General features: G+C 44.6%; 20 protein-coding genes and 1 other annotated feature. Of the genes, 13 read left to right on the top strand and 7 right to left on the bottom strand.

The window, feature by feature from the left end; all coding sequences use genetic code 11:
• Positions 1–157 precede the first annotated feature (157 nt).
• The 6 genes from IGJ17_RS14055 to IGJ17_RS14030 all read left to right on the top strand — a co-directional run bounded on the left by IGJ17_RS14055 (position 158) and on the right by IGJ17_RS14030 (position 5,831).
• Entirely contained in the window at positions 158–757 is a 600-nt protein-coding gene (locus IGJ17_RS14055) for an MptD family putative ECF transporter S component (protein WP_429961552.1), read from the top strand.
• A complete protein-coding gene (locus IGJ17_RS14050; RefSeq protein WP_194188206.1) occupies positions 754–1,455 on the top strand; it encodes an energy-coupling factor transporter transmembrane component T in 702 nt (233 codons plus the stop codon). Before IGJ17_RS14055 ends, IGJ17_RS14050 begins: the two co-directional genes overlap by 4 nt.
• Positions 1,452–2,888 carry an ABC transporter ATP-binding protein gene (locus IGJ17_RS14045; protein WP_086316578.1) on the top strand — a complete coding sequence of 479 codons (1,437 nt, stop codon included), beginning with the start codon at positions 1,452–1,454 and terminating at the stop codon, positions 2,886–2,888. Before IGJ17_RS14050 ends, IGJ17_RS14045 begins: the two co-directional genes overlap by 4 nt.
• Before the next feature lie 141 nt (positions 2,889–3,029).
• Positions 3,030–3,737 carry a response regulator transcription factor gene (locus tag IGJ17_RS14040; protein ID WP_086316577.1) on the top strand — a complete coding sequence of 236 codons (708 nt, stop codon included), beginning with the start codon at positions 3,030–3,032 and terminating at the stop codon, positions 3,735–3,737.
• A complete protein-coding gene (locus IGJ17_RS14035; RefSeq protein ID WP_244732450.1) occupies positions 3,727–5,085 on the top strand; it encodes a sensor histidine kinase in 1,359 nt (452 codons plus the stop codon). Before IGJ17_RS14040 ends, IGJ17_RS14035 begins: the two co-directional genes overlap by 11 nt.
• A gap of 107 nt (positions 5,086–5,192) precedes the next feature.
• Positions 5,193–5,831, top strand: a complete 639-nt coding sequence (locus IGJ17_RS14030; RefSeq protein WP_429961551.1) for a PepSY domain-containing protein — start codon at positions 5,193–5,195, stop codon at positions 5,829–5,831.
• A 68-nt stretch (positions 5,832–5,899) separates the two neighbouring features.
• Here IGJ17_RS14030 and IGJ17_RS14025 read toward each other — a convergent pair whose 3' ends face one another.
• Positions 5,900–6,070: a hypothetical protein gene (locus IGJ17_RS14025; protein ID WP_008379536.1), complete on the bottom strand. Its 171-nt coding sequence runs from the start codon at positions 6,068–6,070 to the stop codon at positions 5,900–5,902.
• A gap of 90 nt (positions 6,071–6,160) precedes the next feature.
• Positions 6,161–6,595: an acyl-CoA thioesterase gene (locus IGJ17_RS14020; protein WP_008379539.1), complete on the bottom strand. Its 435-nt coding sequence runs from the start codon at positions 6,593–6,595 to the stop codon at positions 6,161–6,163.
• Between the two features lie 189 nt (positions 6,596–6,784).
• Positions 6,785–6,992: a binding site (T-box leader), on the top strand.
• Positions 6,993–7,566: 574 nt separating this feature from the next.
• On the opposite strand from IGJ17_RS14020, the gene hisS reads away from it, so the two are divergent.
• The 4 genes from hisS to IGJ17_RS14000 all read left to right on the top strand — a co-directional run bounded on the left by hisS (position 7,567) and on the right by IGJ17_RS14000 (position 13,751).
• Positions 7,567–8,865, top strand: a complete 1,299-nt coding sequence (hisS, locus tag IGJ17_RS14015) for a histidine--tRNA ligase (protein ID WP_034872142.1) — start codon at positions 7,567–7,569, stop codon at positions 8,863–8,865.
• 11 nt (positions 8,866–8,876) lie between these two features.
• Positions 8,877–10,652, top strand: a complete 1,776-nt coding sequence (aspS, locus tag IGJ17_RS14010; protein ID WP_429961550.1) for an aspartate--tRNA ligase — start codon at positions 8,877–8,879, stop codon at positions 10,650–10,652.
• A 156-nt stretch (positions 10,653–10,808) separates the two neighbouring features.
• Complete coding sequence (locus tag IGJ17_RS14005; RefSeq protein ID WP_005233887.1) at positions 10,809–11,684, top strand: YitT family protein; 876 nt, start codon at positions 10,809–10,811, stop codon at positions 11,682–11,684.
• A gap of 198 nt (positions 11,685–11,882) precedes the next feature.
• Positions 11,883–13,751 carry an acyltransferase family protein gene (locus IGJ17_RS14000; RefSeq protein WP_005233891.1) on the top strand — a complete coding sequence of 623 codons (1,869 nt, stop codon included), beginning with the start codon at positions 11,883–11,885 and terminating at the stop codon, positions 13,749–13,751.
• A 78-nt stretch (positions 13,752–13,829) separates the two neighbouring features.
• Here IGJ17_RS14000 and dhaL read toward each other — a convergent pair whose 3' ends face one another.
• The 4 genes from dhaL to IGJ17_RS13980 form a co-directional block, all read right to left on the bottom strand.
• Entirely contained in the window at positions 13,830–14,435 is a 606-nt protein-coding gene (dhaL, locus tag IGJ17_RS13995; RefSeq protein ID WP_008379548.1) for a dihydroxyacetone kinase subunit DhaL, read from the bottom strand.
• A 14-nt stretch (positions 14,436–14,449) separates the two neighbouring features.
• Positions 14,450–15,433 (bottom strand): dihydroxyacetone kinase subunit DhaK, encoded by a 984-nt coding sequence (dhaK, locus tag IGJ17_RS13990; protein WP_010750002.1) that lies wholly within the window; start codon positions 15,431–15,433, stop codon positions 14,450–14,452.
• A complete protein-coding gene (gene dhaM / locus IGJ17_RS13985) occupies positions 15,430–15,834 on the bottom strand; it encodes a dihydroxyacetone kinase phosphoryl donor subunit DhaM (RefSeq protein ID WP_005228160.1) in 405 nt (134 codons plus the stop codon). The genes dhaK and dhaM overlap by 4 nt, the downstream gene beginning before the upstream one ends.
• A 204-nt stretch (positions 15,835–16,038) precedes the next feature.
• Positions 16,039–18,363, bottom strand: a complete 2,325-nt coding sequence (locus IGJ17_RS13980; RefSeq protein ID WP_429961549.1) for an HAD-IC family P-type ATPase — start codon at positions 18,361–18,363, stop codon at positions 16,039–16,041.
• 259 nt (positions 18,364–18,622) lie between these two features.
• Between IGJ17_RS13980 and queG the strand changes: the two genes are divergently transcribed.
• Positions 18,623–19,798: a tRNA epoxyqueuosine(34) reductase QueG gene (gene queG / locus IGJ17_RS13975; protein ID WP_142437840.1), complete on the top strand. Its 1,176-nt coding sequence runs from the start codon at positions 18,623–18,625 to the stop codon at positions 19,796–19,798.
• 38 nt (positions 19,799–19,836) lie between these two features.
• On the opposite strand, the gene IGJ17_RS13970 is transcribed toward queG, so the two are convergent.
• The gene (locus tag IGJ17_RS13970; RefSeq protein ID WP_008379558.1) at positions 19,837–20,193 is read right to left on the bottom strand and encodes a hypothetical protein; all 357 of its coding nucleotides are present in this window, start codon (positions 20,191–20,193) and stop codon (positions 19,837–19,839) included.
• A gap of 164 nt (positions 20,194–20,357) precedes the next feature.
• Here IGJ17_RS13970 and IGJ17_RS13965 point away from each other — a divergent pair, with 164 nt between their 5' ends.
• Together IGJ17_RS13965 and IGJ17_RS13960 are read left to right on the top strand one after the other, a co-directional pair.
• Entirely contained in the window at positions 20,358–21,233 is an 876-nt protein-coding gene (locus IGJ17_RS13965; RefSeq protein WP_008379560.1) for an SPFH domain-containing protein, read from the top strand.
• A gap of 3 nt (positions 21,234–21,236) precedes the next feature.
• Complete coding sequence (locus IGJ17_RS13960) at positions 21,237–21,734, top strand: LURP-one-related/scramblase family protein (protein WP_429961548.1); 498 nt, start codon at positions 21,237–21,239, stop codon at positions 21,732–21,734.
• The last annotated feature ends 3 nt before the right edge of the window (positions 21,735–21,737 follow it).

The raw sequence follows: 21,737 nt of genomic DNA, 5'->3' as shown, positions 1-21,737 counted from the left end.
GGCGATTTTTTGATGAACAATATTTGTTTACCAGTAAGCATATCTCCCCATAAAAACGTCTGCTTTGTGCTATACTGAGGCTTTGTAAAAATAAGTTTGTACAAGCAAGCAGCAACGGTTTTTTCATTGATTGCTTGCAAGAAGGAGCGTATACGCAGTGAAAAAACTAAAGGTTCAAGATTTAATTGCAGTGGGGATCTATACAACGATCTATTTTCTTTTAATGAGCGTCTGTCTATTGATTTTGCGTTTTGTGATCCCAGGTTTTCATAATTTATTTATTCCAGCAGTCACCGCTTTGTTTTCTGGCATTATCTATCTGATTTTATTGAATAAAGTACCGAAATTTGGCGCAATCACCATTATGGGTACCGTGGTAGGGCTCTTTTTTTTGATTTCAGGACATTTTCCATTGGCCTTTTTGCCCAATATGATATGTGCCTTAGCAGCTGATTTGATTCAATACAAAACAAAGCTCAAAGAGAACGTTCGCGTACTGGCGAGTTATATCGTCTTTAGTTTTGGCTTGATGGGCCCGATCTTGCCCCTGTGGTTTATGAAAAATGCCTACATCGATTCATTAGTGGCTCGCGGAAAAGATGAAACCTACATTGCCGGCGTGTTTGCTCATACCTCCAATGTGATGTTGGGGCTTTGTGCATTGGCCGTTTTGATTGGTGCGGTGGCTGGTTTAGGCATTGGTAGCCGCTTGATGGAAAAACATTTTCAACCAACAATCCAATCGCATAAAGGGTGAGGAATGTGTCGAAAACAAGGTTTGATCCCCGCAGCAAATTGGCGGTGATTCTCTTTGCTAGTTTTACTATGATGGTGTCCATTAGCTGGATCGATGAGTTTGTCTTTGTCACGTTCTTGCTGCTGCTATTTTTAGTCAGCGGCTTTTGGAAAAAAGGCCTGCTGTTCTATGGCGTGTTTGTCTTGCTGACACTGGCAGATAGTTTTTTGTTTCGCCAAGGAAACCACCTATTGATCGTGTTGCTGGATTTCTTTTCCGTCGGTTATCGCCGCTTATTGCCAACGATCATGGCGGCGGCTTTTGCCATTAGTGGGACGAAGAACAGTGAGTGGATGGCGGCGTTGCAAAAAATGCACGTGCCCAATGTATTATTAGTCCCGCTGGCAGTCTTATTTCGTTTTTTTCCCACATTGGTACAAGATTTCAAAAGTATTCGCCAAGCGATGCGCTTTCGCGGCATCTCGCTGTCGGCAGGATCGATCTTGCTTCATCCACTGCAAAGTGCGGAGTATTTTTTGATCCCATTACTGATGTCGGCTGAAAAGACCGCAACCGAACTGTCGGCTACGGCGCTGGTTCGCGGGTTAGCATCAGAAACTCCCCATACCACCGTCCACGAACTGAAGCTGCGCTGGTGGGATGGCTTGGTCTTTTTAGCATTAGGCGGCTTTATCGTGAAAAGGATGTGGCTTGGATGATCACACTAGAACAAGTGTCAGTGAAACGAGAAAATCGAACCGTATTATCTGAGCTTTCTTTGACAGTCGCAGCTGGGGAAGTTATCGTTTTGTGCGGCGCTAGCGGCAGCGGAAAATCGACCTTGCTCAATGTTTTGAATGGCTTGATCCCTGAGCTGTATCCCGCCGAAGTGCAAGGAAAGATCCGTGTCGGAGAAACAGACTTGCCAGTTGCCGATTTCTCCCATTATGCCCAGACGATTGGCGTCGTCTTTCAAAACCCCAAGACTCAATTTTTCACCACGGATGTCTATTCGGAGTTAGCTTTTTCGATGGAAAATGCGGGCGTCGCACCAGAAAACATTCGGCAGCGAATCACCGAAGTAGCACAGCAGTTTTCCCTGACCCCGTTGCTTGATGCTAGTGTCTTTGACCTATCTGGTGGGGAGAAGCAGCTGATTGCTCTCGCTGCAGCCACGATGCTGCCCCATGATGTGTTCTTATTGGATGAGCCTTCCAGTAATTTGGATCAAGAAGCGATCCAAAAGTTGACTCAAGGATTGGCTTCTTTAAAACAACAAGGGAAAACCATTGTGATCGCCGAACACCGCTTGGCGTATTTGGCGCCACTGGCAGACCGCTTTTGCTTATTAGAAGCAGGGCGGTTGCGGGCGTCCTATCCAGCAGCTCAGCTGTTGTCACTGCCCGAGGAGGCAATTCACGAGTTGGGATTGCGAAAAGTAGGCGAGGCGGCATTGGAAAATCAGCACTGCCGAGAATCTTTGCCAGAAAAGTCTGGATTAAGGGCAACGCATCTGCAGATCAAGCAATCGAAACGCTCAGCAAACAGCAGAAATTGGGCGCTTAACTTGCCTGAACTACAATTGCCGACGAAGCAAGCTGTGGGGATCGTTGGACCAAATGGTGCTGGCAAAAGTACGTTGGTGCAAGTCCTGTCAGGATTGAAAAAATGCCCAGAAGCAGTATTTGCCATCAATGGACAAAAGCGGACCCAAAAGCAGCTGCTGCAGGAAAGCTTTCTTGTGATGCAGGATGTTAACTTGCAGCTGTTTTTTGAAACGGTGGAAAAAGAGCTGCTGATCAAAGCCCAAAACCCAGCTCGTTTTGAAGAAATTGTCTCATTGTTGCACTTAACACCACTCCTTGCCCGACATCCGCAAAGCTTGTCGGGTGGGGAAAAACAACGAGTTGCGATTGGCAGTGCCTTGCTTTCTGGCAAACGTTTGTTGTTTTTCGATGAACCAACGAGTGGATTAGATTTGCAGCAAATGGAGGAAGTCGCAAAACTACTGCGAATAGTTGCCAAAGAAGTTGATTTATTAGCCGTGATCAGTCATGATCGTGAGTTTTTAGCTGAAACATGTCCTTACATGATTCAACTCGAAAAAGGAGAACTTGTTGGCACGTATCAGTTGGCAAAAAATATGGAATAACTGAAAGACGGAGTGAACCTTGGTTCATGCCGTCTTTTTTTGGTCGAACATGAAAAAATCTTCATGTTTTTTTCTTTCAATCAGTTAGGAAGTTTTGAAAAAATCCGTTATGATAGAAGCAAAACCAGAGGAGGAGCGCATATGACTTTGAAGATCTTGCTAGTAGAAGACGAAGAAAGTTTAGCCAGTTTTATCCAGTCCGAATTGACTTTTGAGGGATATGGCACGGTCTGGGCCAAAGATGGGCAAGAGGCATTGACCTTGTTCAATCAGCAAGCAAATGCTTTTGATCTGATTTTATTGGATTGGATGCTGCCAATCTATGATGGCATCACAGTGGCGCGGCGGATACGCAAAGAAAGCGACATCCCGATTTTGATGATGACCGCCAGAAATCAAACCGCCGATGTGGTGACGGGGCTTGATGTTGGGTTAGATGATTATTTAACGAAACCTTTTGAAATCGAAGAACTGTTTGCCAGAATTCGCGTGATCGAGCGGCGGCTGCAAAGAGAAGCCCAACAACAAAAGAACCAGCAAAACCAATTAGTGGCGGGGGAGCTGATGATGGACATCGCCAAGCACTTGGTTCAGGTTGCCGGTGAAACCATTGAGTTGACGCCCAAAGAGTTTGGGATTTTATATGAATTGATGAAAGAGCCGGAAGTCGTCAAAACCAGAGATGACCTATTGAATGAGATTTGGGGTTATGAATACGACGGTCAAACGAATGTTGTAGATGTCTATATCCGTACACTGCGGAACAAGCTGGATGTTTGCGGCAAAGGCAAAATGATCGCAACCGTTCGAGGATTAGGCTATGTCTTGAGGACCGACCATGAAGAATAAGTCAGTCAACCAACGTAGAAAAACAGCCCAGTTTCAATTGACGAGCCGCTTTTCCTTGATACTCTTTGGTCTGCTGATTCTCTTCAATCTGCTGTTTATTTTATTATCCGTAGGTTATTTGTTTGAACATATCGAAAATCGTGCTAGCAACATTCTTGAAGCCATCGAAAAAGGTGAGGCATCAGGGGATACCTGGGACACTCTCGTCAATGCCTATGTTTCGGCAGATGAAGAAGACGCCCTGCAAGTGTTCTTAGCCGATGGCAGTGTCGTTTCATCAGAAGATGCGGAAGAGATTTTTGCCGATATCAATCAAGGACGAGTGATGCCATTTCTCGAAGACATCGTTTTTACAGAGGATGGCATCTATTACACGAAAACCCAAGAAGTCGATGGGGATCAGGTGACGATCGCTATCAATGGGGAGGATAGTGTGGAATTAGCCTATGGTCTCTTTATGATCAGCAGTTTCTTGAATCTGATCGCTGTTGTGATTGGCAGCCTGCTGATTTATTGGAGTGTCGGGAAATGGAGTCAGAAACTTACCGGCATGGCGCAAGAAATTGCTGCCATTGAACAAAGCCGACAAGGAGAATTGTCAGTGTCTGAAGAACCCATCGAGATTCGTTCGGTGGCCTTGGCTTTCAATAAATTGTTGAAAGAACAGCGTGAGACGATCGAACGGGAAAAACGATTCGTTGCCGATGCTTCCCATGAGCTGCGCACACCTTTGGCTGCGATTCGCGGACATGTCCAATTGATCCAGCGGCGTGGAACCAAACATCCCGAAGTCATTCCTTCCTCGATGGCATTTATTGACAAAGAGTCGAAGCGTTTGGAAACATTGAGCAATCAATTGCTAGACCTAGAAAAAAATCAATCCCAAGAAGAAATGACCCTTGTTAATGTTTCCCAGATCGTCCGAGAAGAGTGTGAAAAACAAGCGACGATCGTTCCGCAATCGATTGAATATTTTGTGGAGAACCAATGTATGAAGCGAGGACATAAACGTGACTTCCAGCAAATCATCCAAAACCTGTTAGAAAATGCCGCGAAGTATTCGCCTGTTGATCAGCCGATTCATGTGACCTTGACACAAGAGCAAAGGCAGTTGTCTTTAACCGTCGCCGATTTTGGCATTGGGATTCCCGATGACAAGAAAGCCTTGATTTTTGAACGGTTCTATCGGGTAGAAGATTCTCGTTCTAGCCAGATTGCCGGTTCAGGCATTGGGCTTTCACTGGTAAAACAGCTGGCAGACAAATATCATGCCAAAATCACCGTGATAGACAATCAACCGCAAGGCAGTATCTTTAAACTTGCCTTTCCAAATGAAAGAGAAAGATGAAGATTTTTTTAGATTTTCTTCAAGCAATTTTGATTCTTTTTCTTTGGGAACTTGTTATTCTAAATATATAGAAAAAAGGAATACACAAACAATTGGAGGAATGAAACATGAAAAAAACAACTATTTTATTCGGAATTGCCGCATTAGGGTTATTGGCAGGATGTACACAAAACAACACGGGAAATTCAGAACCTGCGCAAAACAGCAGCTCAAGCACAGCAGTTGCCTCATCAAGTGAAACAACCTCATCACAAGCAGCGGACAGCTCTTCAAGCAGTGCAGCGATCGCCAATGGGGGCTTGCCTACCGTGACCGTAGAAGAAGCGATCCAAGTATTCCAAGACAAATACCCAGATGCAGCGATCACTTCGATTGATTTGGATACTTCTTTTGGCAATTACTTCTACCAAGTAGAAGGCGTGGATGACATGAATGAGTTTGAATTAAAGATCGATGCAGAAACCAAAGAAACTTCTGAAGAAAGAACGGAAAAATTGGATGCCGATGAACAAAACGGTGTCAAAAAAGATGCCGATCAATTGGACCTAACCAACTTGCTTTCATTGGAAGAAATTTCTGATATCGCCGTGAAAGAAGCTGGCGGTGGTCAAGCAACAGATTGGTCCTTAGACAAAGAAATGAATGTAACCTATTGGGAAGTCAAAGTAGAAGATGGCAACAAACAAACAGATGTGAAAATCAATGCCCAAACAGGTGAAGTACTTGAAACAGAATTGGATGACTAATCCTTTTACGCAGTAAAAAAGATAAGCCGCTATCGTCTATGCGCAAAAGACGATAACGGCTTATTTCTTTACGTATGCTGTTTGACTTCAGTTAACGGTTTGACGCGACCACCAATTTTATCTGCAAATGCTTCGGACTGCTTCCGATCTTCAAAGACCCATAACTTGTCTGGAATTTTTTCACGAGTGCGACGACCATCTTTGCCAATGTAACCATGCAAAACTTTAATCACGTACATCGCCATCATCCTTCCCTGAAATTACTTTTGATTATACGAAAGCCGTTTCAAAAAGCAAGAATTTTGACTTAAATGAGTGATCAGAATTGATTATTCCCCTGACAGGGCAGCATAATCAGCAAATCGTTGATGGATTTCAGGAAAACTACGCTTCAGCTGCACGATGCGATTGGTCTCTTTTGCTAAAAAACAATGCTTTGAAGTCCCCGTCGTAGCCAACTGACCATCGCTAGTTTTGTAGATCTCATAGCGAAAATCCAAACGCGTGCCCGTATATTTGTCGACCAAAACATCGATTCGCACCTCATCTTCGTAACGAATCATCGTTTTGTATTGCGCACTGACTTCCAGCACGGGAACGATCAAGCCAGCTTCTTCGATCGTATGATACGGTAAATCCAAAAACGCCAGTAATTCCACGCGGGCCTCTTCAAACCAGCGGATATAATTGGCGTGATGGATGATCGCCATTTGATCGGTCTCATAGTAGTGTGGTTGACGGATATAGCCTGAATATAAAGACATAGAAACAGCTCCTTTCATAGAAACAAAACCTTCGTTATTCAGCATAACGCAAAAAGAAAGAAAAGCAAACAGAAGGAGAACTTCTTTGCGTTGACTACTAGAGAAAACGCTACTTGAAAGCAGCGGAGTGAAAAAGACAGTGAAACACCTTGACTTTTTCATAGCTTTCTTGTAGTTTATAGATAATATCAAAAATCAGTGAAGGATCGAGTACTTTATTCTATTCCTTAAAAGAGAAAACTGCCCCGGCTGAAAGCAGTTTAGGACGTGTAAAGGAAAGACAATCTGGAGATGAACAGAAGAAAAGCTGTTCCGTGACCGAGCGTTAATCGAGCGAAGGAGAAGAACATTTCTCGAATTTAGGTGGTACCGCGTGTAATCAAAACTCGCCCTTGTATAAAAAAACAAGGGCGAGTTTTTTGCTGTGAATCACTGCGACTGGTCCGCAAAGCGGAACAGAGCAGATGATGAACAGTACTAGGCGACCGCCGGGAGCGTAGTAACCGTACTAGGAATCACTATGATTGGCTTGCGAAGCAAGACAGAATAGATGATGAACAGTACTAGGCGACCCTAGGGAGCGTAGTAACCATACTAGGAATCACTGGGGTTGGCTTGCGGAGCAAGACAGAATAGATGATGAACAGTACTAGGCGACCCTAGGGAGCGTAGTAACCATACTAGGAATCACTGGGGTTGTCTTGCGGAGCAAGACAGAATAGATGATGAACAGTACTAGGCGACCTAGGGAGCGTAATAACCGTACTAGGAATCACTGGGATTGTCTTTTGGAGCAAGACAGAATAGATGATGACCAGCAGCAACCAACCACTAAAAGCGCAATAACCCAAAAGCCAAACACGAGAACAACCCACCCACATCAATGAGCAACAAGCAATAGGTGAATAAGCAAACAAGCAATGAAAGCAAAGAACATGGGCAACCATGAAACAAATAGGAGGATGCATACGATGAGTTACCAACGTCCAAAAGGAACCAACGATATTTTGCCAGGAGAATCCGAAAAATGGCAATTTGTGGAAGAAACAGCACGTTTAGTGTTTCGCGATTACCAATTCAACGAAATTCGGACACCGATTTTTGAGCACTTTGAAGTGATCGCCCGCAGTGTCGGGGACACAACGGATATCGTTTCAAAAGAAATGTATGATTTCTACGATAAAGGAGAGCGTCATGTGACGTTGCGTCCAGAAGGCACCGCACCGATCGCTCGTTCTTATGTCGAAAACAAACTATTCGGACCAGAACATACGAAGCCTTATAAAGTGTTTTACATGGGACCAATGTTCCGTTATGAACGTCCGCAAAAAGGCCGTTTGCGTCAATTCCACCAAATCGGTGTCGAAGTTTTCGGTTCAGCAAATCCAGCGACCGATGTTGAGACAATGGCGATGGCAATGGATTTTTATCGTCAATTAGGACTGAGTCAATTGCGCTTGGTCATCAATTCATTAGGTGACAAAGAGACACGCCAAAACTATCGTCAAGCGTTGATCGATTATCTAGCGCCCCATGAAGCGGAGCTTAGTGAGGATTCAAAACGCCGCTTGCATGAGAATCCTTTGCGGGTCCTTGACAGCAAAGACAAGCGAGACCAAAAATTTGTGGCAGATGCGCCATCAATTTTAGACTACTTAACGCCAGATGCCAAGGCACATTTTGAAACCGTAACGAGTATGCTGGATGCGTTGGAGATCCCTTATGAGGTCGATTCGAATATGGTGCGTGGTCTGGATTATTATACCCACACGATTTTTGAGATCATGAGTGATGCACCAAAAATGGGGGCGCAAGCCACCATCTGTGCCGGCGGTCGTTACAATCATTTAGTGGAAGAGCTAGGTGGACCAGAAACACCTGGTTTTGGTTTTGCTTTGGGGATCGAACGTTTATTGATCACTATGGAAGCCGAAGAAGTTGTGATTCCTGCTTTGAATGAGTTAGATGCGTATGTGGTTGGTCTGGGACAAGAAACCAATTTAGAAGCGCTGAAAGTCGTGCAAGCGATCCGTAATTTCGGCTTTTCTGCCGATCGTGATTTCATGGATCGTAAAGCCAAAGCCCAGTTCAAATCTGCTGATAAACAAGGGGCACGGTTGGTTCTGACTCTAGGCGAAACAGAATTAGCAGAACAAGTGATCAATATCAAATCCATGGCAAGCCGTGAAGAAAAACAATTTCCGTTAGCGGATCTTTATGCCCGCTTCGATGAGATCTACGATGAAATGACAACCAAAATGTTTGAGTGAGGAGAAAAAGAATGACAAAACGTACAGTATATTGCGGGTTAGTAAATGAGACCCATTTAAACCAGAAAGTGACGCTAAAAGGCTGGGTGCAAAAGCGCCGTGACTTAGGTGGCGTGATTTTTATTGACTTACGCGACCGGGAAGGGATCGTGCAAATCGTCTTCAATCCTGAGGTTTCGAAAGAAGCCTGGGAAATCGCGGACAAATGCCGCAGCGAATATGTATTAGAAGTAACGGGTCAAGTCATCAATCGTGCACCAGAAGCCATCAATCCGAAAATGGTGACAGGTGCCTATGAAGTGATGATCAGCGAAATCACGATTTTAAACACTGCAAAAACACCAGCCTTTTTGATTGAAGATGATCAAACCGTTGGCGACGAGATTCGCATGAAATACCGTTATTTAGACTTGCGTCGTCCAAAAATGACGAACAACATCGTGATGCGGGCGAAAACGACGCAAGCGATCCGCAATTTCTTAGACACGAACGACTTCTTAGATATCGAAACACCTTATCTAGGAAAATCAACACCAGAGGGCGCGCGGGATTATTTGGTTCCTTCACGGATCTATCCAGGTCATTTCTATGCGTTACCACAATCACCACAAATTTTTAAACAGTTATTGATGGGCGCCGGCTTCGATCGCTACTATCAAATCGTACGTTGCTTCCGTGACGAAGATTTGCGGGGCGACCGTCAACCAGAATTTACCCAAGTCGATATCGAAACCTCTTTCTTGACGGCAGAAGAAATCCAAACCTATACGGAAGAGCTATTGGCAAAAGTGATGCGAGAAGTCAAAGGCATCGAAGTTACCTTGCCATTCCCACGGATGACCTATGATGAGGCAATGGGACGCTACGGCAGTGACAAACCAGATACACGGTTTGACATGGAGCTTATCGACTTATCAGAAGTTGTGAAAGACGTTGATTTTAAAGTCTTCCAAATGGCTCTTGAAAAAGGCGGCGTTGTGAAAGTCTTGAATGCCAAAGGGGCTGCAGACAAATACTCAAGAAAAGACATGGACAATCTAGGCCATTACGCTGGCCAATTTGGTGCCAAAGGATTGGCATGGGTCAAAGTTGAAGAAGATGGATTGAAAGGACCGATCGCTAAATTCTTGACGGAAGCAACCGACGCGATTATTGCAGCAGCCAATGCGGAAGTTGGCGATATTCTGATGTTTGGTGCCGATTCCTTTGAGATCGTTTCAGCAACGTTAGGTGCGATCCGTAATAAATTAGGAAAAGAATTAGGCTTGATCGACGAGAGCAAATTCAACTTCCTATGGGTTACTGACTGGCCGCAATTTGAATACGATGAAGAAGCAGGCCGCTATGTTTCTGCTCACCATCCATTCACATTGCCAAAAGAAAGCGATCTGCCATTGTTAACGACAGACCCTTCAAAGGTCTATGCGCAAGCCTACGATATCGTGCTAAACGGTTACGAGTTAGGTGGCGGATCATTGCGTATCCATACACGGGAAGTGCAAGAGCAAATGTTTGAAGCGCTAGGCTTCTCACGTCGCGAGATGCAAAATCAATTTGGCTTCTTATTGGATGCTTTGGATTATGGTTTCCCACCACATGGCGGCATCGCCCTTGGGTTAGACCGATTAGTCATGCTCTTGGCTGGTGAAGAAAACATTCGCGAAGTCATTGCCTTCCCTAAAAATGGGAAAGCGGCTGATCCAATGTCACAAGCGCCAAGTACCGTTTCGCCAATGCAACTGTTTGACTTGAGCATTGATGTAACAACGGTTGAAGAAAACGAATAAGCGTTAAACCCATGATGAAATGAGTGATGAAATAGAAATTGGTGAATGAATGAAAAAAGTTCATGAGAATTCACCCATTTCTTTCATTGCTCGTTTCTTTTTTTATGTGCTGAAGTATAATAAAGGCAAATCAAAAAAGTGAGGCTATGAAATGCAATGACTCCTCTGTTTAAATGGCTCCCTCATCCGGAATATGCCAACAAACTTTCATTCTCGATCGTGTACGCACTGCTGGCATCGATTGCGGTCAATTTTTTCTATCAGCCGGGCAACATTTATTCCAGCGGCATTACCGGTGTCGCTCAGATCATTACTACGATCTCAAGAGAATGGATCGGATTTTATATCCCCTTATCCCTTGCGCTATTATTGTTGAATGTGCCATTATTTTTTCTTGGCTGGTTTAAGATCGGCCACAAATTTACGATCTTTACTGGAATCACTGTTTTATTGACATCCTTATTCGTGCAAATTTTGCCAGAAGAAACCGTCACGACGGACCCGATGATCTGTGCGATTTTCGGTGGTGCCATCAATGGAGTGGGGATCGGCTATGCCTTGAAGAATGGTCTTTCTTCCGGAGGGCTGGATTTTGTCAGCATAGCCATCCGCAAACGGACAGGGAAGACGATCGGCTCGATATCGATTTTCTTTAACATTGTTATTTTGTTCGCCGCCGGAATCTTGTTTGGCTGGCAATATGCGTTGTATAGTGCGATCGCGATTTTTGTCAGTGGAAAAGTGACGGATGCGGTCTTTACGAAGCAAAAGAAAATGCAGGTGACGATCATCACTCGCAACCCAGAAGAAGTCATTCAAACGATCCAAAAACATATGCGGCGAGGCATTACCATCATCAATGAAGCCGAAGGGGCCTACAAGCATGACAAACAAACGGTTTTGCTGACGGTAGTCACACGCTTTGAACTGCCGATGCTGCGCAGTGCTATGAAAGAAGCCGATCCAAAAGCCTTTGTTAGTATTGCGGAAAATGTCCAGATTTTGGGTCGGTTTTATGAAGAAGAACTGTAAAAAAGGAGTTGAAAAAAGTATTTCTTTATAGAAGTACTTTTTTTTCGCCAAAAATTAATTTTTTTGAAATATAGCAGATGTTGCTAGCTTTATATGGGGGATTTCTGGTAAATTATGAGAGTATGGAATCAATAGCGTTCATGCTGAAATTGTTTTTTTATGAAACAATTGGATCAATTAGAGAAAAGTGGTTGAAAAATGAATAAACGTTTAAGCACAAGCCGCTATATTACCGGGTTTGACGGCATTCGAACCTTGGCAGTCATCGGCGTTATTTTATATCATTTACTACCTACTCATATGCGAGGCGGGTATTTAGGAGTTCCAGTATTCTTTGTCGTATCAGGTTATTTAATCACTGACTTGCTGAGGCAAGAGTGGGATCAAAACGGCAAAATCAAAGTCAAAGATTTTTATATTCGGCGGATGAAACGGCTCTATCCAGGAATGGTGGTGATGCTGCTTATCTCAGCAGCGTATATCACTTTGTTCCAGCGAAACCTGCTGAATAATTTGCGCGGGGTTTTTGTTAGCTCGCTGCTGTATTACAACAACTGGTGGCAGATCAATCATGGGTTATCCTATTTTGATCGGTTCGGCAATGAATCCCCCTTTACCCATCTGTGGTCACTGGCTGTGGAGGGACAGAACTATCTGATTTGGCCTTTAGTGTTTATTTTGTTGATGAAAATCGGCAAGCAGAGGCATCGCGCCTTTAAATTTACTGCCGCAGTCACGATTTTATCGGCAATTCTGTTAGCGGTCCTTTACACACCAGGCGCTGATCCGACACGGGTCTATTATGGAACAGATACGCGGCTCTTTTCGATCTGGATGGGGAGTGCCTTAGCATTCATTTGGCCAAGTACCCACTTGAAGAAAGAGATACCGCAAAAAGCCAAACGGGTCTTAAATATCTCTGGTTTTGCTTCCTTGGCTGGTCTGATCGCAGCGTTCTTTTTCTTAGATGATCATTTGACCTTTGTCTATTATGGCGGCATGTTCTTGATCAGTATCCTATGTACGATTCTTGTGGCAGTCACCGCTCATCCCGGAGCCAGTTTGAATCGTGTATTGAGTAATCCGATTTTCAGTTATATCGGCAAGCGCAGTTATGGGATCTATTTGTATCAATTTCCAGTGATGATTTTTTACGAAGCAAAAGTGGGAAATATCGGTGAGAACGTGCTGATGCACACGTTAGTGGAACTATTCTTGATCTTGTTTATCAGTGAATTGTCCTATCGGTTTATCGAAAACCCAATGCGTAAATTCCAGTACAAAGATACATTCAGAACGGTCCGCGGTTGGTTCAGTAAACCAATTTTTAGTTGGAAAAAACCGTGGTTAGTGCCCAGCTTACTCATTACCCTCGTTGCTTTGTTTGGCGTCGTGACTGCACCGACGAATTATGTCGATGCCCAGCAGCAGCAGTTGAAAGACAACATTGCGGCCAATAAAAAAGCGGCAGAGCAATCGCAAAAGAACGCGAATGCTGAAGGAAATGAAGCGGATGATGAGGCGAACACGAGTGAAGATGAAAAAAATATCATGGAAAAGTATGATTTAACAGCAGCCCAAGTGAAAAAAGCGGAATCTCTTGAAATCACGGCTTTTGGTGATTCTGTGATGCTGGATGCAACGGCTGACTTGAAAGAAGTCTTTACCCAAGCGGTAGTTGATGGGGATGTTGGGCGCCAGCTGTATGCGAGCCCTGAATTGATCAAAGACTTGAAAGAAAAAAATCTTTTGCGGGATACCGTCCTTGTGGGGCTAGGGACGAATGGTTCCTTTACAGAAGCCCAATTTGACAGCTTTATGAACGAGATCGGTGATCGCAAAGTCTACTGGATCAATGTACGGGTACCGACACAGCGTTGGCAAAATGAAGTCAATCGGATGTTGGAGCGCATGGCGGAAAAATACGACAATATGACCTTGATCGATTGGTATGATTTGAGTAATGACCAAGAGTCCTGGTTCTATGAAGATCGGGTCCATCCAAATCCAGATGGCATGGATCAATACGTGAAGCTAGTTGCCCAAACGATTTTACAAGAGGAATAAACAAGAAAAAGACAAACCTTATGCAATCATAAGGTTTGTCTTTTGTCTTAAACGGTATTTTGTAAGAGCATCGTTTTTTTAATCCTTTTCTATCACCGTTAACAAAGACTCAAATAAAATCGCACTAGAAGCCGATCCGGGATCGATATGACCGATGGCACGTTCACCAACATAAGAGGCACGGCCTTTTTTAGCCACTAGTTCTTTGGTATGCTCTTTCGCTGCTTCGATCGTGTCTTTGGTCAATTCACCTTTTTTCAAGGCTTCTGCGACAGGTTGCCACACATCGACCATCGTTTTGTCTTCAAACTCAGCTTTTCCCCGCATTTTGATGCCGGTCAAGCCTTCTTCAACGATCGTACCTAATTGTTCAAAGGAGTCGATTGTTTCTAGTTCCTTCGTTGCTTTGGTCATATTCATAAACGCCGAACCATAAAGGGGACCCGAAGCGCCGCCGACTTTTGAGATCATTGCCATCGAGAAGACTTTAAAGGTATCACTGATCGTCGTTGGCTTTTGTTTGGCATAAGCATCTTGATAAGCGGCTACGCCGCGTGCCATATTGTTGCCATGGTCACCGTCGCCGATCGGTGTATCTAAATCGCTTAAATAGGCCTTGTTTGCTTCGATTTCTTTCGTGAAGGTATCTAACCATGCTTGCACCGTTTCTGTTGTCAATTGCATCTCTATTCGCTCCTTTACCAGGCTATTGTTGTGACGGCTTCATTTAACGCATCGGTGTGATCCGTTTCGCTGAAGTCGATCAAGGTCAGTGAAAGTCCCTGCATATCGATGGAAGTCATGAAATTGCCGACTTTATGGAAGGAGACAGGGATGTCTTTTTCTGCGAGTAATTTCGCGACATCATTGGCAAAAACGAACAACTCCATTTGCGGCGTACCACCCATACCGTTGATCAAGACACCGACTTTTTCTGGGGTCTTTTCATAATCCGCTAAGATTTTTTCCACCAACTCTTGTGCTAATTCACGTGAGGGTTTCAGTTTTTCTCGACGGTAACCAGGTTCGCCGTGAATGCCCACGCCATACTCGATCTCATCATCGGCTAAGTCAAAACCTGGTTTCCCAACTTCAGGAACTGTTGCCGCTTTTAATGCGACCCCAATGGTTTTGATCGATGCAACCAAGGCATCGCCCAGTGTTTTTAATTCACTTAAGCTGGCACCATTACGAGCAGCTGCGCCTAAAATCTTGTGGACTAAGACCGTACCGGCAACTCCTCGTTTGCCAGCAGTATAGGTGCTATTTTCAACAGCGATATCATCATCAACGACCACGATCTCCGTTGTGATCTCTTCCATTTCTGCCATATCTTTGGCCATCTCAAAGTTCAGGATATCGCCAGTATAGTTTTTTACGATCAACAAGACGCCTTGTCCTTGATCAGAATCTTGGATAGCCGTCAAAATCTGGTCGGGGGTCGGGGAGGTGAAGACATCGCCTAAAACGGCGGCGCTAAGCATCCCATCACCGACAAAGCCAGCATGGGCCGGCTCATGTCCGCTCCCACCGCCAGATACAAGACCGACTTGTTCTTTTTGATTATTTTTAGCGATCACCCGTGAGTCGGCGACTTGATGGACCAGTTCAGGATAACTGCCTACGATACCAGCCAACATTTCTTCTACGATCATTGAGGGATCATTAATGATTTTTTTCATGCTTCATGCCATCCTTTCTCGGCTGCTTTTTTTGCTTCTGCAACGATTTGTGCCAAATCATCACTAAAACCAGCGGTGATCGCTGCAGCAAAGGCACCTTCCACCAGCGGCGCGTCGATCAGGTGATAGCGTTCTTGTTGCTGAGGTTCTAGCATGTCGTAAGCAAGTTCGGCATTCAAAACGGCACTGCCTAGATCGGCAAAGACTAAGATCAGTTCAGCATCTGCGGATTCGTTGACGGCATCCACGATTTTCGTGGCGTCAGAACCCAGCTCTCCTTCTGCTGTCCCGCCTAAAGAATAGATCGTGACTGACTCGCCATCAGCCATTTCTTCGATCATCTGTTTTAATCCTTCGGTGAGTTGCTGACTGTGAGAAACGAGTAAAATACTTTTTTTCATCCAATTTCACCAACACTTTCTGATTAAATTTGGCTGTTTGACAAGGGGGTTGCCTTTTCCAAAGAAACACCGTCCTTGTTGAAACCGCCTACAGGTTCAGTATACCAAATTTCTTTCTTCTTGTATGGTTGCACCTATGGAGAGGACAAAAAAACAGCATCGTCTTTCTGGACAAAGCAAGAAAGAGCGATGCTGCAAAATCAATTAGGATTGTTTAACGAGCACTTTGGCTGAAAAACGCTTCGTTAGGAAAGAAAGCCCCACGTACAGGCAGATGTTCAATGCCATCATGCCAAGGAAGTAAGGCAAGGTCACGGCGGTCAAGAAGCCGACTTCCAGCAATCCGTGGAAAAGCATTGCTGCAACATAGATCCCCACGGTAGTGGTAATCGCTAAGAACAATCGCAATGGATTTAATGGCAAGCAAGCGCGAATCACAGCGATACAGCTGATCCCGATCAACAAATAGTACAACAAGGTCGTCGTATCAAATTGCGACCAACCGTAGTCGGTTTGTAAAAAGCGGATCGCAAAGTAATTGACTAACACCAACAAGGCATTTGGCAACGCATTGAGCAAGACTGTCGGCAAGTAACGCCCCTTGATTGGTGCTTTGTTTTCTTCAAAGGAAAGGAAGAAAGATGGATAACCTTCAATTGCTAAGTCGATCAATGTGATTTGGATCGGCAAGAACGGAAAGGCGCTGGATGTCAGGATACAAACCAAAGAGAGCAAGAAGCTGTAAATCGTCTTGATAAAGAAGATTCCCGACGCTTTGGTGACGTTATTGACGACGCGGCGTCCTTCAAATAAAACATCTGGCAACGTAGTAAAGTCAGAATCCAATAAGACAAAGTTAGCGATTTGACGAGCCGCACTGTCGCCAGCAGCCATCGCAATACTAACGTCGGCTTCCCGCAGCGCCAACACGTCATTGACGCCATCGCCCGTCATAGCAACGGTCCGTTGATTGGCTTTTAATTCTTGGACAAGCAGTTTCTTTTGTTCAGGGGTCACACGACCAAAGACCGTATAGCGTGTCGCAGCTTCTCGGACTTCTGCTTCGGTCGTTAAGGTAGAAAGATCGATGGCTTGATCGGCATTCGCAAGACCTGCACGATGGGCGATCGCTGCGACAGCTATTGGATTATCGCCAGAGATCACCTTTAGATCGATGCCTTGATCGGCTAAGTAAGCCAAGGTTTCTTCAGCGTTTTGACGGATGATATCAGATAAAATCAAGATAGCCACCGCTTGTGCATTGGTTGGGTCAAAGGATGTTGGCGCTTTTGGATTGGTCTCTACGGCTAAAATCAACACCCGCAGACCTGCTTCTTGCGCTTCTTTGACTTGCGGTAACGCAGCAGAGCCAGCGACTTTTTCAGGTGCGCCAAGATAGACATTTCCTAGATGTTCAAAAGCCACAGCACCCCATTTGCGCTGTGAAGAAAAGGCAGCGACGTCGATCGGCTGATGATCCGTTAGCTCAGGACAGCCTTGACGCAATGCTTGCATCGTCAAATTGTTATCCGTACTGGCTGCCAAATAATTCCCTAAGAGCATGTTAGGGTCGCTGTCGGCTTGGAGAGGAACGATCGATTCGAGAACCATATGGCCTTCCGTCAACGTCCCCGTCTTATCCAGACAAAGGGTATCGACATGCGCTAAGGTTTCAACGGCATACATGTCTTGGACCAAAATCCGTTTTTTTGCCAATTTAATGACACCTGTCGTCAAGGCGATACTGATCAGCAGGACAAGTCCTTTTGGTAACATTCCTAATAAGGCAGCGGCAGAAACGACGACGGATTCCTTGATCCCAGCATCTCGCATCATAAAGGCTTGGAAGAACAAAATCACCCCTAAAGGAACGATTACATAGCTGGTGAATTTGGATACACTACGGATCGAAGCAAGCAGCTCAGAGCGGATCGGTTTGTGGACCTTTGCCTCATTGCTTAGTTTCGCTGCGTAGTTTTCTGCACCGACATGAAGGACTGTTCCTGTCATTTCACCGCTGACGATGAAACTCCCTGAGAGTAAGGAAGCACCTGCTTCTTTGACAACCAGATCGGCTTCACCAGTCAGCATCGCTTCATTGACTTCGACTAGTCCAGAAAGCACCGTCATATCAGCGGGGATTTGGTCCCCAGCACCAAGAATAACTACGTCCTCTAAGACCAATTCTTTGGCTGAAATCTCATGGATTTGGGCATCTCGAATCACTCGTACCGTTTGCGGTGAAACAAGTGAGAGTTTTTTTACTAAATTACGCGCGTGCAATTCTTGGCTGATCCCAATGGTGATATTCACAAAAATAATCGCTAAGTAGAACATGTTGGAATAGGCGCCTACGGCAAATAAAAAAACGCCAATCAATAGATTGAGAAAATTGAATAATGTCAGTAAATTGTCTTTGATGATCGCAGCAGTTGATTTACTGGTTTTTGTTTCATAATCATTGTGCAACCCCTCTTGGGTTTTCTTGGCGACTTCTGCTGCAGTCAAGCCGGTGGGTAATTGAGTCATAAGCATCTCCATTTCATTTGTTCATTTCTTTCTAATTCCTTTATCTAGTCTAGCATTCGAAAAAGGCAATGCAATCGTTGCGAGGAAAATAACGATAAAATTAATTAAAATCTTAAACAATCAACACGTGTTCTTTTAAAGAAAGAAAAAAACTGGGGGAACAAACCGCACCATCGACTTTTTTCTGGTGCTTACGTATAATAGGGGAAGAGAAAAAGCCGAGAAGCAGATGCTTAGCGGACAAAAGAGGGTAGCGAGCATGTCTTTAAAAGAAAAAATTATTGCAGAAAGCAAGCGGCTTGGCATCGACAAGATCGGGTTTGCTTCAGCGGAGCCGTTTTTGGCATTGGAGCCTTCCTTGCGGGAACAAAAAGCCAAAGGCCATACCTCTGGTTTTGAGCATCCCGTGATCGAAGAGCGTATCTATCCTGAACGGACATTTGAAAATCCACAAACGATCATTGCGATCGCTTTAGCTTATCCGACAAAAATCAAAGAGAAAGTCCCGCGGGATGAAAAACGTGGCATGTTTGCCCGTGCCTCGTGGGGCATCGATTACCATGATATTTTGCGAGAACGGTTGGATCGCTTGATCGCCTTTATCAAAGAACAAGCGCAAACGATGGAAGAACAAGTCGAATGGCGTTTCGCACCGCAAGTCGATACAGGGGAATTGGTGGATGTGGCGGCAGCGCAGCGGGCGGGTCTTGGCTTTATCGGTCGTAATGGCTTGCTGATCACAGAAGAATTTGGTTCGTTTGTTTATCTCGGGGAGATCGTCACTAATATCTCTCTTGAACCAGATGAAGAAGTCCCGTTTGGTTGTGGGGATTGCATGCGTTGTGTGACGGCTTGCCCCACCAAAGCGTTATTGGGCGATGGTCGGATGAATGCCCAACGCTGTTTGTCCTATCAAACCCAGACGAAGGGCATGATGCCAGAAGAGTACCGCAAAAAGATGCATAACGTGATTTACGGTTGCGATATTTGTCAGCTGGTCTGCCCTTATAATCGGGGGAAGGACTTCCATTTTCATCAAGAGATGGAGCCTGAAGTCGATACTGTTTATCCAAAACTGCAACCGATGCTGTCTTTATCAAACAAAGCCTTCAAAGCACAATTTGGCCATCTATCTGGCTCTTGGCGGGGGAAAAAACCGCTGCAGCGTAATGCCATCATCGCCTTAGCCAATGTGGGAGACCGCAGTGCCTTGCCAGCGATTTGGCGCTGTGCGACAGAAGACGTGCGCCCAGTGATTCGAGGAACGGCTTATTGGGCCATTGGCCAGTTGGGCGTCAAAGAACCAGAAATGTGGTTAGAGCGACTGCAACGGTGTGCAGAGTTAGAACCCGAAGAAGAGGCGCTACAAGAATTGCAGCCTGCCATCGAACGATTGCAAGCAGTCATTACCAAAAGGCAAGAAAAAGAGCTATAAAAAAGCAAAACGAGCCCGGGGCCGTTTTGCTTTTTTGTTTAATCTAGTACGTCATCACTTTCGACGATTTCTTCTGAATCCAGTTCAAAATCAGGTGCTGGATGCACACGTTCAGGCAGTTCCATTTCTAACTCGCCGTCTTCTGTATACTGATTGTCAGTATCGGCAACGTCAATTAAAATTTCTTCAGGAAGCTCTTGTTCTAGACGATAGCCTTCTGCATGACGCGCATCGAGTAATTCCAAAAGATGTTGCCACTCGTCTTTCGAGATCACTACAACGTCAATGCCGTCTTTGTTTTGTACCTCTACAACAGAGGAAAGATCGGTGCCGACCGTTTTAATGATCGATTCCAACGACCATTTACTCGTTTCTAAGTCAATTTTTTGTGCCATAAGAATTACTCCTTTTTGTGAAAAATTTTGTCCTACCTTAATTGTAACGGGAAAGTTGCAGAAAACAAAATAGCTTGATTGGGAATCGTCGCTGATATGCGCAAGAACATTTGCACAGCGGCTTTAACCAAGGTAAGATAAGAGCAAGAAGGGAAGGAATAAAAATGACAGAAAAACAGACATTTCATGTGAATGGGTATTTAGCACTGGTTGTGCTAATCGGGTTATTAGTTGGCGGCGGTTATTTGTTTTATCATGGGTTCGTAAATGAGAGCGTTCTCGAAATCGTTCTCAGTATTCTTTTATGGATCGTTTCGTTTCTTTTCCTTAGTTCGTTAACGATCGTACAACCCAACCAAGCCAAAGCGATCCTCTTTTTTGGACAATATTTAGGAACCATTAAAGACAACGGCTTGTTTGTGACAACCCCATTAACCCAAAAAATCAATGTTTCATTGAAAGTCCGCAACTTTAACAGTTCGCTGTTGAAGGTCAATGATTCAGACGGAAACCCGATCGAGATCTCGGCAGTGGTGGTATTTAAAGTTGTAGATACCGCTAAAGCATTGTTTGATGTCGATTATTACCAAGACTTCATTGAGATCCAAAGTGAAACAGCGATTCGTCATATTGCGACGCAATACCCTTATGACACGTTCAATGACGATGATCTGACGTTGCGAGGCAATACAAGTGAAGTCTCGGAGGAGCTGGCAAAAGAATTGCAGGAACGATTAGCTGTTGCTGGGGTCGAAGTCATAGAGACCCGCTTAAATCACCTCGCGTATGCGACTGAGATCGCTAGTGCGATGCTGCAGCGCCAACAAGCTAAAGCAATTTTATCAGCACGGCAAATCATTGTTGAAGGGGCCGTCTCCATGACACAAATGGCGTTAGAACAAATCGAAGACGGACAGGACATCAATTTCACAGATGACCGCAAAGTCCAACTGATCAATAATTTATTGGTGTCGATCATTACCGATAAAGGCACTCAGCCGGTGATCAATACGGGCGATGTCAAAGAGAAAGGAGTGTAGCATTTGAAGAAACTTTACATCAAACAGAAGGTTTTCAGCATTGGCGAAAAATTTACCGTGACCGATGACTTACGAAACCCTCGCTATTATGTCGAAGGCAGTTTTTTTAAGATCCCGAAAAGTTTTACGATCTTCAATGAGCAGCAGCGACCGATCGCGGAGATCACCAAAAAAGTGTTCAGTTTATTACCAAAATTTTTTGTGGAAGTCCACGGCCAAGAAGCGATCGTTTTAGAAAAACATTTCACATTTTTTAAAGCCCGCTATTCCATCAGTGCAGAAGGCATCGATGTGGATGGCAATTGGTGGGATATGGATTTTGTGGTCAACCGCAACGGCAAGCGGATCGCAGAGATCCACAAAAAATGGATCTCTTGGGGCGATACCTATGAAGTTGTGATCTATGAAGAAGATCTTGATGACCTGATCATTGCATTAGTGGTAGCCATCGATCGCGTCAAAGCAGATGATGCCGCAGCGTCAAGTTCAGCAAGTAGTTAGAAA

Source organism: Enterococcus sp. DIV1096b (assembly GCF_050498765.1).
GTDB classification, from domain to species: Bacteria; Bacillota; Bacilli; order Lactobacillales; family Enterococcaceae; genus Enterococcus_D; species Enterococcus_D entomosocium.
This window is presented reverse-complemented; position numbering and strand designations above follow the sequence as displayed.